Origin of the sequence: Thalassospira sp. TSL5-1 (genome assembly GCF_001907695.1) — a bacterium.
GTDB lineage: Bacteria > Pseudomonadota > Alphaproteobacteria > Rhodospirillales > Thalassospiraceae > Thalassospira.
The window spans coordinates 222608-238533 of the sequence record NZ_KV880639.1; the positions used below are offsets into that span (position 1 = coordinate 222608).

The following is a 15926-nucleotide window of genomic DNA, read 5'->3' on the forward strand; positions in this document are numbered from 1 at the left end:
AAGCTATCGGTGGCGCACCCGCAAAAAACAGCGAAAGGCAAGGCCCTTCAAATCATATAATGGTCAAGACCCTAGCGATAGGCAACCAGTGTTGCGTCCGCCGTCAGGAAATACAGCGTATCACCGGCAACCACAGGCGGCAATGTTACCGGGCCGGGCAGCGTATCAGTGCCGATGACTTTTCCATCATAGGGCGAAATCGTTTCCAACTGGCCCTGCTGATTGCCGACGATCAAACGATCACCCGCCAGAACCGGGCCGGTCCAGACCATTGCCTCGCTTTTATCCTCGGGATCAACATAGCGCGGCAGGGTTGATACCCATTTAACCCGTCCCGAGCGCCGCTGCAAGGCAATCAGGTCGTTGGTATTCGATAGCAGGAATACATAATTGCCGGCCACCCAGGGGGACTGGATACCACCTTCTTCAAGTTCCCACAAACGCACACCGGTCCGAAGGTCAATTGCCACCGTCAGGCCTGAATTGCTTGTGGCAATAACAAGGTCCTTGTCAATCACCGGAAGGCCGCGAATATCGGCAATGGCCGACACCGCATCGGTCCGCCCGGCAGATGCCAGCGTATCCGACCAGATCACCTGGCCATTTTCCACGCGCAGGGCATAAAGTTCACCCGTGCTATAGGCCGAAATCACAACACCCTGGTCAACTGCCGGGCTGGCACCGCCAATAAAGGTCGCCCCTTCCGCAGCACCGCGATGGCTCCATAAAACCTCGCCGCTACCGGCATTTAACGCAACAGTCTGGTTATCCACCGTGACGACAAAAACACGCCCGTCCTTAACCGTCGGTGCGGCCCGCATCGGCGCGGTCAGGGTCGTGCGCCATTTGACGGCCGCCGTTGCTGCATCAATGGCAACAACCTCGGCAAAGCCGGTGGTGACATAAATGGTGCCTTCGGCATAGGCCAGGCCCGACCCCAGAAGCGTGCTGTCGCGCTCTTCATCCGGGGCAATGTCAACATTCCAGATTTGCTTGCCGGTTTTGGCACTAAAGGCCCGCACATCGGCATCGGCATCGATGGTAAAAATCACGCCCTTGGCAATTACCGGCGGATTAAGCAAAATGTTGTCGTCAAGCGACCCGTCACCAATGCTGCTGGACCATTGCTGCTTCATCGAGGCACTATTAAACGCCACATGCTGCAACGAGTGGCTGGGAATGCCGCCATTTTGCGGCCAGTCTTCCTGAATATGGGGCTGGGGCAAAACAACCTTCTGGTCGGTCAGGCCAGGATCAGGCTCGACCGTGCTTTGAAGCGACAAAACCGCCAGGCGCTCGCCCGGCAGTGGCGGATCTTCCGATTCCCCCATCCAGCTTGAACAGCCAGAAACCAGAACGGCAAATCCCATGACGCACAATACGGATTTAAAACGGTCCAGACGGTGTAATTGCAAAACCATATCCTTTTATCCTGTCCCGGCAGGCACCCCAATAAACGGGCGCCAAACGCCCAGGGCACACAACATCACGGTAAATCAGGCTTTGATCGCCTTTAAAAGCTCATTGGCACGACCACGCATATCAGCCGGTGCCGTTTTATCATCCGCAAGCTCGGTCAGAAGCGATTTTGCCTCTTCCGTTTTGCCCGCAGCAATATTCAAAACCGCAATCATCTCGCGCGCGGAATGATACCAGGTGTTTTCCGGCACCGCGATGGGCTCCAGGCGCGCAATCAGCGCGTCGGCATTCTGGGCACTTGCGCTGTTCATCGCAATCTGGATAACGGCAAGGTCGCGATAAACCTGGTCAACATCCTTGTCTGCTGCAATCGCTTCAAGCTCCGTGACGGCCTTGTCGGTGTCATTCTGGCTTAAATAAATACGGGCTTTCTGGAAATGCCCCAGGGCCACAAACCCGTCATCGCCTTTGGCAATGATGGTATCAAAGGCATCAAGTGCCGCCTGGCTTTTATCCGGCCCGGCATTGACCAGTTCCAGCGCATTGGCAAAGCGTGTGCCGTCTTCGACACGGGTGGAATGCTCATAAGTTTTCCAGCCCTCACGGCCTGCAACACCCAGAACGATAACGGCGGCAACAGCAACAATAACCTTGCCGTATTTGCGCCAAATGCGCTCTGCGCGCTCGCGCTTGAGGTCTTCTTCGACTTCCTGGAAAATATCGACCACGAAACCCGCTCCAATTCGATCAAAATAAAGCGGGCCACATGCCCGCCCGTCAGAATAAAATGACGGGAAGGATTTAACGCGCCACTGCCCAAGGGGTCAAGGGCGCTGCGCAGTTCCAGTGCATTTTAAAGTACTTTTCGTCTTACATCGCTTATTTGTGATCACGAATTGGCACCGCGCGGTTTCCCCGGCAAATTTTTCACCCTGTTCGCAGATCGAATAAACAAGCCACACATAATGCTGTACAGGCGCAAGAAAACACACCAAGTCCTCTTGCGGTTAACCTCCACACAACAGCAGTTTCCCTATATATGGAACACCATGGTACAGAATACGGGTTAACCGGCACGAAACTTGCTTTATTCATTATGACGTTCTTGGGGAACAGGCAAACGCAACCGTAACCGGGCAAAATTGGCCGGGCTACACAGGGATAAAACCAAATGAAGGCAAAATATCTGCACGCAAACCCGGTACAATCCGGGCACAAAGGCACCTTGCACATCCTTGCAAGACGTGTGCGGGACTTTGCCATTGCCGGGGCATTGCTGTCTTCGCTGTCTGGCTGTTCCGGCATGGACAGCACGGTGGCCTCCGCTACCGGAACGGACCTTTTGACGGCAACACAATGGTATGTGGCACTGGATGTCGTATCGATCATCAATACCGACAAAACCATTGCCGATCATATCATTTCCATGTCCACCGGCCGAGATTGCTCCACCGTTCGATCCAGCATGGGCGAACCCTACTGCAAAACCGACCCGATCCCCGAACCACCGCTTTATTGTTATCGCACGCTGGCAGCGGTCAATTGTTATGCCACACCAGACCCGTATAACACCGGCAGACGTCCGATTGACTGGCCCCCAACCCGTGGTCGCAGCCTGTAAGCACGTCTTCGCCACTTATATCACGCATTCATGGCCTTTGCACACGACGAGGCGGATTCAAAACAGCCTCGCCAAACCTTGATCCTATAACCAGAATTTTACCGCCACTCCCGCCATTGCGGCTTGAGGGGGTGTTCAAACCGCGCTAGGCTGATCGTTACGAACAGACGGCCCTTTCCACAGCCCGGAGAACGGCATGGGAACACTTCTCAATCTGGCGCAATATCGCAAAGGTAAAACTTTTGTCCATTTCGATCGGGCTGAACTGCAAAAACTGATGAATATCTATTCCCGCCAGGTGGCCGGTGGGGCATGGCGTGATTATGCGATTGACCAGCTTGATGGTATGGCAATGTTTTCCATGTTTCGTTCCACCCATGAAAGCCCGCTTTTTGCCGTGATCAAACTGCCCGCCGATCAAAAAAATGCCGGTCGCTATCTCGCCCTGCACAGCGGGGTAAAAATCAAACAAAGCTCCCAGTTGGAAACCATCCTTGAGGCCATTGAAAAACGTGCCCGCAAGGTTGTTCCGCTGTTTAAAAACCGCTAACGAAAGCCGGTCTTTTTAATGTTGCCTTTCCGCACCGCTTGCCTGCCCCCTCGCCCGAAACGCACATCCGACGGCCGTCATACGCTATTCTTAACCGCCATGATCGCAGGCGGCATTGGCCTGTTTGCAGCCTTCCCCGCCCGGGCCGACTACAAGTCGGGTTATCTTGCCTATCAGGCCGGAAATTATAAAAGTGCCTTACTAGAATGGCAGGATATCGCCGATAGCGACCCGCGTGCCGCCTATGCGCTGGGATTGATTTATTATCGCGGCAAACTGGGCCACACCGACTATGACAATGCTGCCAAATGGTTTGGCATTGCCGCACGGGCCAATCATGCCAATGCGCTTTATTATATGGGTCTGCTTAATCTGAATGGCTGGGGCGTGCCCTATGACCAGTTCAAGGCAACCGATTTTTTCAAACGTTCCCTTGATGCCGACCCCAACAATGCCGATGCCGCATTTTTGCTGGCACAGCAATATATGCACGGGCGCGGTGCCATGCAAAACTATGTCGATGCCGCCCATTATTATCTAAAGGCTGCGCAACTGGGCCTTCCGGCCGGGGAATACATGATCGGCGCGATGTATGAGCGGGGCTGGGGCGTTAACCGGAACCTGTCAGAGGCCTATTACTGGCTGCGTCTCTCGGCCTTAAAACCCATTACAACACCGCCGGGAACCGAGCTTGAGGCCGACCCTGGCAAGGCCGTTGCCCTGCTGGAACAAAAACTGCGCCCCGAAGAAATCCGCCGGGTGGAAGATCGCCTGGGAAGCCGCATCAATTAGGCAAGCCGCAACATCTTATGTCCGTTAGGGCTGGCACGAACTCACCGCACAGCAAAAAGGCCTTCAGGATCATCTCCCGAAGGCCTTTGTTAACTGGTGTTATCAACAATGATAATCAGTTAAATGCCTCGTCCCAGGTGCCACGGGTGGCCGCCTTGGAATATTCGGTCGCGCGGTTTTCAAAGAAGTTGGTGTGTTCCACCGCATTCAACATCGCATCCATCCACGGCAGCGGATTTTCCTCGATATGATAGGTCGGTTCCAGCCCAAGCTGCGTCAAACGACGATCGGCAATATAGCGGATATATTGTTTGATGTCGGTGGGTGTCAGCCCCTCGACCGCGCCTGCCTCGAAGGCCAGATCTATGAACGCATCTTCGTGGGTCACAATCGTCTGGCAGGCTTCGAGCAAATCTGCCCGCATTGCGTCGTCCCAGATTTGCGGGTTTTCGCGAGTGAAGGTTTTGAACAGGCGAATAACGCTTTCACAGTGAAGGCTTTCATCACGCACTGACCATGTCACGATCTGGCCCATGCCCTTCATTTTGTTAAAGCGCGGGAAGTTCATCAGCATGGCAAAGGATGCAAAAAGCTGCAAACCTTCGGTAAAGGCTCCAAACACCGCCAGCGTCTTTGCCATTTTGCGCATGCCGTCTTCGGTCAGGCGCAAATCACCGCGTTCGTCGATATATTCATCTTCAGGGGCGATGCCCCAAATCTGCATATAATCGTATTTGTCCTTCATTTCCTTATATTGAAAGAAGGCTTCATACTCCGCTTCCGGCATGCCGATGGTATCAAGCAGGTGCGAATAGGCCGCCACATGGATGGTTTCCATGTTAGAAAACGCAGCCAGCATCATTTGCACTTCGGTCGGTTTGAACACACGGGTGTAATGCCGCATATAGCAGTTATTCACCTCGATATCCGACTGGGTAAAGAACCGGAAAATCTGGGTTAACAGGTTCCGTTCCGCATCGGTAATCGTGTGGTTCCAATCCTTGACGTCGTCAGCCAGCGGCACTTCTTCGGGCAGCCAGTGGATCTGCTGCTGGGTCAGCCAGGCTTCATAGGCCCAGGGGTAGCGAAACGGCTTATAGACCGGGTTTTCGGTCAGAAGGTCCATCGTCTTTTCTTCAGTCATTTCAATCTCTTTTCTGCCGGGGCCTTACTGGCACGCAAGGCATTCTTCATATTCGGTCTCGGCACCGCCATCCTGGGCGGCAACCGCACTTCCCGCCGCGCGCGCCGCCGCCAGCACGGCATCAATATCCAGCTCGGCTGCTTTTTCCTTACGCGGGACATTGGCAACCACTTCGGCCCGCTGGATCGATTTCGACCGGCAGTAATAAAGGCTTTTGACACCCTTCTTCCAGGCCTGGAAATGGATCTGGTGCAAATCGCGCTTATGCACATTTGACGGCAGGAAAATATTGAGCGACTGCGCCTGATCAATCTTGGATGCACGATCACCCGCCAGTTCGATCAGCCAGCGCTGGTCAATTTCAAACGCAGTTTTGAAAATGTCCTTTTCCAGATCAGACAGGAAATCCAGATGCTGCACCGACCCTTCATTCACCGTGATCGAGGTCCAGACCTGCTCGTTATTCTGGCCTTTTTCCTCCAACACCTGCGCCAGGTATTTGTTGCGCACGTTAAAAGAGCCCGACAGCGTTTTGTGGGTATAGGAATTGGCGGCAATGGGTTCGATCCCCGGCGACGCCCCGCCGCAAATGATCGAAATCGAGGCCGTCGGCGCAATCGCGGTTTTGTTGGAAAAACGCGCTTTCATGCCATATTCCTGCGCATCCGGGCAGGACCCCCGCTCGTCCGCCAGCTTTTCGGATGCCGCATCGGCCTGCTTTTGCACATGATCAAAAATCTGGTTGTTCCAGACCTTGCTCATCACCCCTTCAATCGGAATGCCCTGTGATTGCAGGAAGGAATGGAAACCCATTACGCCCAGGCCAACCGAACGTTCACGCATCGCGGAATATTTCGCACGCGCCATGCTATCGGGCGCGTTTTCAATGAAATCTTCCAGCACATTATCCAGGAAACGCAGCACATCTTCGATGAATTGCGGCTCATCCTTCCAGGCCAAATAATGTTCCAGATTGAGCGACGACAAACAGCACACTGCTGTGCGGTCCCCGCCATGCTGGTCACGACCGGTCGGCAGGGTAATTTCGGCACACAGGTTCGATGTCTTGACACTCAGTCCCGCCATTTTGTGGTGCTGCGGCACGGCACGGTTCACGGTGTCGATAAACAGCATATAGGGTTCGCCGGTTTCCACCCGCGATGTCAGCAAACGGATCCAAAGCGAACGAGCCGAAACCTTGCGCACAACATGCCCGTCCTTGGGCGATGTCAGGGCCCATTCCTCGTCATTTTCCACTGCACGCATGAAGGCATCGGAAATGGCAACACCCTGATGCAGGTTCGGGGTTTTACGGTTGGGGTCCCCGCCGGTCGGGCGGCGCATTTCGGAAAATTCTTCAATTTCCGGGTGGCTAACCGGCAGATAAACCGCCGCCGACCCGCGCCGCAGTGACCCCTGGCTGATCGCCAGCGTCAGGCTGTCCATCACGCGGATAAAGGGCACAACCCCCGACGTTTTGCCGTTTTTACCGACCTTTTCGCCGATGGAGCGTAAATTGCCCCAATAGGAACCAATGCCGCCGCCACGCGCCGCCAGCCAGACATTTTCCGTCCATAAATCAACAATACCGGAAAGATTATCGTCTGCTTCGTTCAAAAAGCACGAAATCGGCAGACCACGGGTTGTCCCGCCATTGGACAGGATCGGCGTTGCCGGCATAAACCAGTGTTTGGAAATATAATCATAAATGCGCTGGGCATGGTCGGCATCGTCACCATAATAGCTGGCAACACGGGCAAACAGGTCCTGATAGCTTTCACCGGGCATCAGGTAACGGTCGGTCAGGACGGCCTTGCCAAAATCGGTGAGCAATTCGTCACGTGTACGGTCAACAATAACCCGCGCGCCTTTTTCATGCTGCACGACATCTAGCATTTTCATGCTGGTATCCCTCAAACTATGGTTTTACCGGTCATTACCGATACGTCGTCAAAACTTTCACGACGGGACACACCGCCCACCTTGATCGCACAAAACAACCCCGTATCCGCGCTTATATGACGCGGACAACAAGCTATTCAGACCGGATCTGGTGGTGTCTTACGGGTGTGTTCCCGTGTCCCTTTATATTTGTCGGGCTAGTATATGCCTGTTCCTGATCGGTTTGAAAACACTATATCTGGTATTCACGCCGAATTTTTTATCCATTGATTGTATCAATTTTGTTGCAGGCCGGGATATCCAATGATTCGCAATCGATCAGCGGACCCGGCCTAAAACCGTCAAGAAAAACATCTAAAAACACACAGGGCCACTTTTAGACATATCCGGGATCGTAAAACGGCCAAACCTGCAACCGGCAGGTTATCATCAGGCGCAAAAGCCACCATTTTCCGCAATATGCCCAAGCCGATTCGATCCGTTCCAAAAAACACCCAAAGCAAAAGGGAGCCCGCAAATGGGGCTCCCCTTATCCATCCGGCATCTGTCGCAAAACCACAAAAGCCTGACGACAGACCATCCCAACCAGATCCTAATTCTTCTGGTTCGGCAGTTTATAGGCCATCACATAGTCACCGGGTTTGGTACCGATGGAACCGTGACCACCGGCAACAATCACAACATATTGTGTACCGTCATCGGTGGTATAGGTCATTGGTGTGGACTGCCCACCTGCGGGAAGGCGTGCCTCCCACAATTGTTTACCCGTCGTCAGGTCATAGGCCCTGAAAAAGTCATCAACGGCCGCGCCAAGAAACGCAACACCACCCGCCGTGATCATCGGACCACCAATACCGGGAACACCCAGTTTGATTTTCAGCGGCAACGGCGTCATGTCGTAAACGGTACCGTTTTTATGCTTGTAGGCAATTTTGCCATCGCGCAAATCGGCCCCGGCAACATAGCCCCACGGCGGGGACTGGCAGGGAATACCAATTGGCGACAGGAACGGCCCCATGCTCACGGCATAAGGTGCGCCCGTATTTTGGTTGATGCCCATCTCGCTGGCTTTTTTCGTCCCCTGCGGCGGCACTTCATCACGCGGGATCAGCTTGGATGTAAAGGCCAGATAGGTCGGCATGCCAAACATCACCTGGCGTTTCGGGTCCACGGCAACACTGCCCCAGTTAAAGGTCCCGAAATTACCCGGATAAATCAGCGATCCCTGAAGGGATGGCGGCGTATAGCGCCCTTCATATTTCAACTGATGAAACTGAATACGGCAGGCCAACTGGTCAAACAGGGTGATACCCCACATGTCATGGCCGGTCAGTTTTTCCGGCATAAAGGTCAGGTCTGATACCGGCTGGGTGGGTGCGGTGTGATCTTCGGGAATGGCACCACCCGGGGCGGGTTTTTCGCGCACTTTAATGAGTGGTTCGCCAGTACGGCGATCCAGCACATAAATATCGCCCTGCTTGGTCGGCCCAACCAGTGCCGGGGTTTCATTGCCCATCTCGTCGGAAATATTGACCAATACCGGTTGGGCTGGCACATCCATATCCCACAGGTCATGATGCACCGTTTGGCGCACCCATTGAACCTGTCCGGTCTGGATGCTCAGCGCGACAATCGAGGATGAATATTTCTCGACACTGGCACTCCGGTTCATGCCCAGCTGGTCAGGCACCTGGTTGCCCAGCGGGATGTAAACCATGCCCAGCTTGTCATCGACCGAAAATACCGACCAGCTATTTGGCGAATTGGTGGTGTAGGTTTCGCCATCTTTCAGGGGGTCGGTTTCGGTGGGATTACCCGAATCCCAGTTCCACAACAATTCGCCGGTATGAATGTCAAACGCACGAATAACACCCGACTGTTCCTTGGTCGAATAATTGTCATTCACCGCCCCACCAATGATGATTTTATCATCAACAGCAACGGGCGGAGACGTCGAATAATAATAGCCCGACGGCTTATGCGGCATGTTCTGCTCAAGATGCAGGGTGCCATTATCAGCAAAGCTATCGCAAATGCTGCCATCCTCGGCGTCCAGTGCAATCAGGCGCGCATCCGACGTCGGCAAATACACCCGTTCTACACAACGATCCCCCGCCTGGGCATTTTGATCGGCGTAATAGGTAACACCCCGGCAGGTCTGATGCTGCCGGTCGGAATTCATGCCCACCTTGGGGTCAAATTTCCATTTTTCCTTGCCAGTTTTGGCATCAATGGCAACAGCCCAGCTATGGGGTGTGCACAAAAACAGGGTATCGCCCACCTTAAGCGGTGTGACCTGATAGGTGGTTTCCGGCACGTCCTCGGACTGGCGCACATCGCCAGTCTGGTAGCGCCAGGCTTCCGTCAAATCGGCAACATTGCTGACATTAATCTGGTCTAGTGGCGAATAACGCTGGCCATATTGGGTGCGCCCATATTGATGCCAGTCACCATCAGGTATGGCATTGCCCATATCCGGTTTTGGCACCACCACCTTGTCATTCAGGCGGCCATTAATCGCCGTGGGGTCGTTCATCATACCAGCCACAGCCACCACAACCGACAGCACAACAGCCATGCTCAAGCCCAAGCCACTGGGTACTTTTGCATCGACATCGCGCGATACCAATCCTCGCCGCACCCAGGGCATCAACAACCACAGCCCCATCAGCACTGGCACACCGCCACGCGGGGCAAGCTGCCACCAATCCAGGCCTACTTCCCAAAAAGCCCAAACCAGGCTCCCGATCAAAAAGGCCGCATAAACCCAAAGCACGATCGGCTTGCGACGATGCAACAGCCATGCCGTTGCCAAAAAGGCAATACCGGCAATGGCATAATACCAGCTTCCGCCCAGCACAATCAGCCATGCACCACCAGCGGCAAGCACAGCACCGATCAATGCAAAGACGACAACGCTCAGTAGATTAACCATCTTCTGTTCCATTTCGTTTTGCAGTTCAGCAACAGTTCCGGCCTGCCCCCTGCCCTGATCTATCCCGGCAGCACAGCTGGACTTTCCAAAACCGTCACCCAAATTCGCGGCACATTCCCCCACCCGTAAACAGGGCAACCTGCGATCAAGACCGGCCCTTGCATCGCTGCTGTGGCATCGCACAGCACCTTTAATCAATAAGATAAAACAGAAAGGACGACAGGTCGTCGCCGGGGTTTCCTAACAGGCAGGTAAAACGCGTTTAATTCCAAAACGCAATACCGGCGCGCCCGGTTCCACAGCCATGAAGGAAATAAAAAACCCTGCCAGCCCGGCAGGGTTATCGGTGCACACAGTTGGCAAAACCGGCTTGAAGCCAATTATCTTTAATGATGGGTTTCAATCACCATACCCGATTTGATGACTTCGGTAATCGTCACCCCCAGGCGATCATCAACCACCACCAGTTCCCCACGGGCCACCAACCGGTTATTGACATAAATATCAACCGGTTCGCCCACCTTGCGGTCCAGTTCCAGCACAGCCCCACGGGTCAGGCGCATCAATTGCGCGACCTGAATCTGGCTTTTGCCAATCACGGTCGAAACCCGGACCGGAATGTCATAAGCCGCGCCAATTTCGCTTTCGCCATGACGCTTTTCGTAAGGGTCTTTGTCACTATCGGCCATATTTACCAGCAGTCCTGCAAAACGGGTTTCAACGAAATTTCTCCGTCGAGGTGAAATTATAGCCTATCTCTGAAAATTTGATTAGCAAGCAATTTTAAAAACTACGGTGGATTTATGTATAATTATCCACTAAACGAAATATCTTGAAGTTCTTCCAAAGACGCAATTGATAAAAACAGGATGACCATGTCCCAGGATCGCCAATGGGTGGCCGATGCCATCGCCCGGATCGAAGCCGATTTCACCCGCTCCGCTGACACCCACCTGATCAAGCTTGATTTACCCCAGCTTGGCGATATCGGCCTTTATCTCAAGGATGAATCCACCCATCCCAGTGGCAGCCTGAAACACCGCCTGGCACGGTCGCTGTTTTTATATGGTCTGTGCAATGGCTGGATCACCAAAGGCACCCCGATTATCGAGGCGTCCAGTGGCTCCACCGCCGTGTCCGAGGCCTATTTTGCCCGATTGCTCGGCCTGCGCTTTATTGCCGTCATGCCCAAAACCACATCGCCGCAGAAAATTGCCAAAATCACCTTTTACGGCGGCGAATGCCATTTGGTCGATAATGGCAGCATGATTTACGATGAATCCCATCGTTTGGCGCGCGAACTGAACGGCCATTACATGGACCAGTTCACCTATGCCGAACGCGCCACCGACTGGCGCGGTAATAACAACATTGCCGAAAGCATCTTTGAACAGCTGGCCCGCGAACCCCACCCTACGCCGCGCTGGATTGTGGTCGGGGCTGGTACCGGCGGCACGTCATCGACCATTGGCCGTTTCATTCGCTATGGCAAGGTACTGGCAAATCGTTGCGAACTGTGTGTGGCCGACCCGGAAAACTCGGTTTTCTACGATGCCTATGCCAGAGGCGACACATCCATTACCGGCAATTGCGGCTCCCGGGTTGAGGGCATTGGCCGCCCGCGGGTTGAACCCAGCTTTAACCCCACTGTGGTCGATCACATGATGCGCATTCCCGATGCAGGCAGTTTTGCCGCCCTACACTATCTGGAAAAGCACCTTGGCCGTCGCTGCGGCGGTTCAACCGGCACCAACCTGGTCGCAACGCTAAGCCTGATCAGTGAAATGAAAAAGGCGGGCGAAAGCGGATCTGTCGTGACATTGCTGTGTGATGGCGGAGATCGTTACAGCGACACCTATTACAATCCGCAATGGATCGCCGACCAGAATATCGACCTTGCCCCTTGGCAGGCCGCCTTTGACCGGTTTGATGAAACCGGCATTTTTGACGTCACACTGGACCGTCACAGCGCCTGATTGCCGCCATCAACCTGCACCAGAACAAAAAACGGGCGAGGAAAAACCCCGCCCGTTTGCGTATTCAATTTGTCGGCGCCGATCAGGCACCGGCAACCGTAATTTTGCGCGGTTCCGGCTTTTGTTCTGCAACTTTTGGCAGAGAAAGTGTCAGAACACCATTTTTGAAGGTCGCCGAAATATTATCGGCATCGATGTTTTCTGGCAGGCGGAAAGACCGGGTAAAGCTGCCATAGCTGCGTTCGACAACGCGGGCACCTTCATTGCTTTCACGGGTTGATTTCTTCTCACCCTTGATGGTCAGCACACCTTCAAGGACCGAAACATCAACGTCATCCTGCTCGACACCCGGCAATTCGGCACTCAGTTCGATTGCCGTGTCATCTTCATGCACATCAATGCGGGGATTAAGGGTTTTCGCGGCTTCACGCGCAGGAGCCTCCGACGCACGGAAGGTTCCCCGCGGCAAAATCGTGCTTAAAACGCGGTCAATATCGCGCGAAAACACACCAAAAGGATCGCCAAATGCCGGAGCATTTACGAGACGACGCGAAGCACCATTAACATTCATCTGACCAGTCATAATTACTCTCCATATTAGACGAGCATTCTTGCGCTTTTTTGGTCCAGCCAGGCTGCAACCCTTGCGCGATTGAGGCCACCTTGGCCTCTCAAACCAGAAGATAGATTACTATTTTCCCATCGCAAGGGGCGGCCGCATTTTTTTCGTAAAAATTTGCCCCGGCCTTTTCACACAAATATGTGTCCGGCTGGTTTGCGTGAAACACATTGGCGGCACAGCAAAACCCTGTTTAAGATGCCCGACATACAACGGCGCATCTCTCATATCTGTGCGCCCTCCCTTTTTACAGGATCACCTTATGAGTAAACTTTTCTCGTCACTGGCACTGGGCCAGCTGAACTTGCAAAACCGCATCATCGTCGCACCGATGTGCCAATATAGTGCAGATAACGGCAAAGCAACCGACTGGCACACCATCCATCTGGGCAACCTGGCCCTGTCAGGTGCCGGCCTTCTGATTATCGAGGCAACCGCCGTCACCCCCGAAGGGCGTATTTCCTATGGCGATCTTGGCCTGTGGGACAATGAAACCGAAGAAGCCCTTGCCAAAACCCTGCGTGCCATTCGCGCCCATTCCCCCATGCCTATTGGCCTTCAGCTCGCCCATGCCGGGCGCAAGGCCAGCACTGCCAAGCCGTGGGATGGTGGTGCGGCCCTGTCCCCGGATGATGAAAATGGCTGGCAGGTTGTGGCCCCGTCGGCCATTCCCTTCATCGAAGGCAACCCCACCCCCGAAAGCCTGACCATCGAAGGTATCGAAGACATCAAACAGGCCTTTGTCGATGCCGCCCGCCGGGCTGCGCGTTTGGGCATCGACGTCATCGAACTGCATGGCGCACATGGTTATCTGGTGCATCAGTTCCTCTCGCCGCTGTCAAACCAGCGCGATGATCAATATGGCGGCAGCCTTGAAAATCGCATGCGGTTTGGTCTTGAAATCTTTGACGCCGTGCGGGATGCCTTCCCATCGGAAAAACCAGTGGGCTTCCGTATTTCGGCAAGCGACTGGGTTGAAGGTGGCTGGGACCTTGAACAAAGCCTGGCCTTTGCCCGCGAACTGAAAAAACGTGGCTGTGACTTTATCCATGTCAGCTCCGGCGGCCTGCATCCTGATCAGAAAATCCCGGTCGGCCCAAATTACCAAGTCCCCTTTGCCGAACGCATCAAGGCCGAAACCGGCCTGACCACCATTGCCGTCGGCCTGATCACCGAACCCGAACAGGCCGAAGCCATTATCGGCACAGGCCAAGCCGATGCCGTCGCTCTGGCGCGAGGCATTCTGTATGACCCGCGCTGGCCCTGGCACGCTGCGGCCAAACTGGGTGCGACCATCACGGCCGCCAACCAGTATTTGCGCTGTCAGCCACACACCTTAAAAGAACTGTTCAAATAAGCTGTTATGCGGCCCGGTGACTTTTGTCCCCGGGCCATTTTTTATCGGGTACGGTCCGGTCATCCTACTTTTTACCGGCAATCACCGAGTCGACTAAATATCTACAATAAAACCCTTTTTTCAACAATTTGAACCATCCACCTCAATTTGGAACAATAATATTCTTTCGCCTAAAATCCGGCTGCCAATAGCATTCTTTTAACAACCGATTTGCGGTGTGATCTATATGACACCAAAGAATTTGACCTCAATGGCTTGAAGGCGCTACGCTATTTTCACATCAATTTTGGTGTACTTATATGACATCATCTGTACAAATGCAGACTGACAAAATAACTCTCCAAAAGCCACCTGGTCTGCACGCCGAACCCCAGATAAAGGAAACCCCATGAAAGCGCTTACATATCAAGGTCCGGGCAAAAAAGGCTGGGTTGAAAAAGAAAAACCCGGCATTCAAAAACCGACTGATGTGATCGTCAAAATCACCAAGACCACGATTTGCGGGACCGATCTGCATATCCTCAAAGGTGACGTGCCAGCCGTAACCGAGGGACGTACTCTGGGCCACGAAGGGGTTGGCGTTGTTGAAGAAGTCGGCTCTGCAGTACGTAACTTCAAAAAGGGCGATGCCGTTCTGATCTCCTGCATCACATCTTGTGGCTCCTGCCCGAATTGCAAACGTCAACTTTATTCCCATTGCTCCGATGGGGGCTGGATTCTGGGCCACCTGATTGATGGCACCCAGGCAGAATATGTGCGCATTCCCCATGGCGATAACTCGCTTTATCCCATCCCCGAAGGCTCGGACGAAGAAGCACTGGTCATGCTGTCCGACATCATGCCGACAGGTTTTGAAATTGGCGTTCTTGCCGGTCAGGTCAAACCGGGCGACAGCATCGCCATTGTCGGCGCCGGTCCGGTCGGTATGGCGGTGTTGCTAACCGCACAGTTCTATTCGCCCGGCCGCATCATCATGATTGATACCGACGAGGCCCGCCTGGAAATGGCCCGCCAATTTGGCGCAACCGACACCCTGACTGTTGGCAAGGATGATGTCATTGCCTCGGTCATGGACATGACTGATGGCCTGGGCGTTGATGTTGCCATCGAGGCCGTTGGCGTCCCGGCAACCTTCGATACCTGCCAGAAAATCGTTTCAGCAGGCGGCAACATTGCCAATGTCGGCGTTCACGGTACCGCTGTGGATCTGCATATCGAAGAGCTTTGGATTAAAAACATCAATATCTCGATGGGCCTGGTTAACACCAACACAACCCCGATGCTGATGAAAACCATGCAATCGGGCAAGGTCAAACCCGAACAGTTGATCACGCACCGCTTCAAACTTGACGAGATCGAACAGGCCTATGAAGTCTTTGGCAACGCATCACGCGAAAAGGCCATGAAGGTTATTCTAACCCAATAACCGGCATCGCCTGCCCGTTCCGCAGCACGGACAATAGACCTTCGACATTCACCGGGGCACTTCTTTGCAAAAAGAAGTGCCCTTTTTCACGCCGTCATTCCACCCCCTACAAGGCAATTAACGCAACCTACCGACGCGCGCCTTTCCTTGCCCATATGCCATAAGAAAAGGGCCCCGCATTGCTG

General features: G+C 53.8%; 13 protein-coding genes. 6 read left to right on the forward strand and 7 right to left on the reverse strand.

The genetic code is table 11. The features are described 5' to 3' along the window. Positions 1–71: 71 nt before the first annotated feature. Positions 72–1421, reverse strand: coding sequence for an outer membrane protein assembly factor BamB family protein (locus tag LF95_RS17910; RefSeq protein ID WP_073956544.1), 1350 nt, complete (start codon positions 1419–1421; stop codon positions 72–74). Between the two features lie 75 nt (positions 1422–1496). After that, positions 1497–2147: a DUF2659 family protein gene (locus tag LF95_RS17915; RefSeq protein ID WP_073956545.1), complete on the reverse strand. Its 651-nt coding sequence runs from the start codon at positions 2145–2147 to the stop codon at positions 1497–1499. A gap of 443 nt (positions 2148–2590) precedes the next feature. Between LF95_RS17915 and LF95_RS17920 the strand changes: the two genes are divergently transcribed. The 3 genes from LF95_RS17920 to LF95_RS17930 all read left to right on the forward strand — a co-directional run bounded on the left by LF95_RS17920 (position 2591) and on the right by LF95_RS17930 (position 4382). Next, positions 2591–3040, forward strand: a complete 450-nt coding sequence (locus tag LF95_RS17920) for a hypothetical protein (protein WP_073956546.1) — start codon at positions 2591–2593, stop codon at positions 3038–3040. Between the two features lie 196 nt (positions 3041–3236). Then, the gene (locus LF95_RS17925) at positions 3237–3590 is read left to right on the forward strand and encodes a DUF2794 domain-containing protein (RefSeq protein WP_073956547.1); all 354 of its coding nucleotides are present in this window, start codon (positions 3237–3239) and stop codon (positions 3588–3590) included. A gap of 18 nt (positions 3591–3608) precedes the next feature. Next, the gene (locus tag LF95_RS17930) at positions 3609–4382 is read left to right on the forward strand and encodes a tetratricopeptide repeat protein (RefSeq protein ID WP_252509825.1); all 774 of its coding nucleotides are present in this window, start codon (positions 3609–3611) and stop codon (positions 4380–4382) included. A gap of 115 nt (positions 4383–4497) precedes the next feature. Here the strand turns inward: LF95_RS17930 and LF95_RS17935 are convergent, their stop codons facing one another. From LF95_RS17935 to fliN, 4 genes are all read right to left on the reverse strand, one after another. Then, the gene (locus LF95_RS17935) at positions 4498–5526 is read right to left on the reverse strand and encodes a ribonucleotide-diphosphate reductase subunit beta (RefSeq protein ID WP_073956549.1); all 1029 of its coding nucleotides are present in this window, start codon (positions 5524–5526) and stop codon (positions 4498–4500) included. Positions 5527–5550: 24 nt separating this feature from the next. After that, entirely contained in the window at positions 5551–7422 is a 1872-nt protein-coding gene (locus LF95_RS17940; protein ID WP_073956696.1) for a ribonucleoside-diphosphate reductase subunit alpha, read from the reverse strand. Between the two features lie 598 nt (positions 7423–8020). Beyond that, positions 8021–10363 (reverse strand): glucose/quinate/shikimate family membrane-bound PQQ-dependent dehydrogenase, encoded by a 2343-nt coding sequence (locus tag LF95_RS17945; RefSeq protein ID WP_073956697.1) that lies wholly within the window; start codon positions 10361–10363, stop codon positions 8021–8023. Positions 10364–10749: 386 nt separating this feature from the next. After that, positions 10750–11052 carry a flagellar motor switch protein FliN gene (gene fliN / locus LF95_RS17950; protein ID WP_073956550.1) on the reverse strand — a complete coding sequence of 101 codons (303 nt, stop codon included), beginning with the start codon at positions 11050–11052 and terminating at the stop codon, positions 10750–10752. A 186-nt stretch (positions 11053–11238) separates the two neighbouring features. On the opposite strand from fliN, the gene LF95_RS17955 reads away from it, so the two are divergent. Continuing rightward, positions 11239–12339 (forward strand): PLP-dependent cysteine synthase family protein, encoded by a 1101-nt coding sequence (locus LF95_RS17955; protein WP_073956552.1) that lies wholly within the window; start codon positions 11239–11241, stop codon positions 12337–12339. 82 nt (positions 12340–12421) lie between these two features. Here the strand turns inward: LF95_RS17955 and LF95_RS17960 are convergent, their stop codons facing one another. Then, on the reverse strand, positions 12422–12922 hold the full coding sequence (locus tag LF95_RS17960; RefSeq protein WP_073956553.1) for an Hsp20/alpha crystallin family protein: 501 nt from the start codon (positions 12920–12922) through the stop codon (positions 12422–12424). Positions 12923–13220: 298 nt separating this feature from the next. Between LF95_RS17960 and LF95_RS17965 the strand changes: the two genes are divergently transcribed. Continuing rightward, entirely contained in the window at positions 13221–14315 is a 1095-nt protein-coding gene (locus LF95_RS17965) for an NADH:flavin oxidoreductase/NADH oxidase (protein WP_073956554.1), read from the forward strand. A gap of 388 nt (positions 14316–14703) precedes the next feature. Continuing rightward, positions 14704–15741, forward strand: a complete 1038-nt coding sequence (locus tag LF95_RS17970) for a zinc-dependent alcohol dehydrogenase family protein (RefSeq protein ID WP_073956555.1) — start codon at positions 14704–14706, stop codon at positions 15739–15741. Positions 15742–15926: the final 185 nt, after the last annotated feature.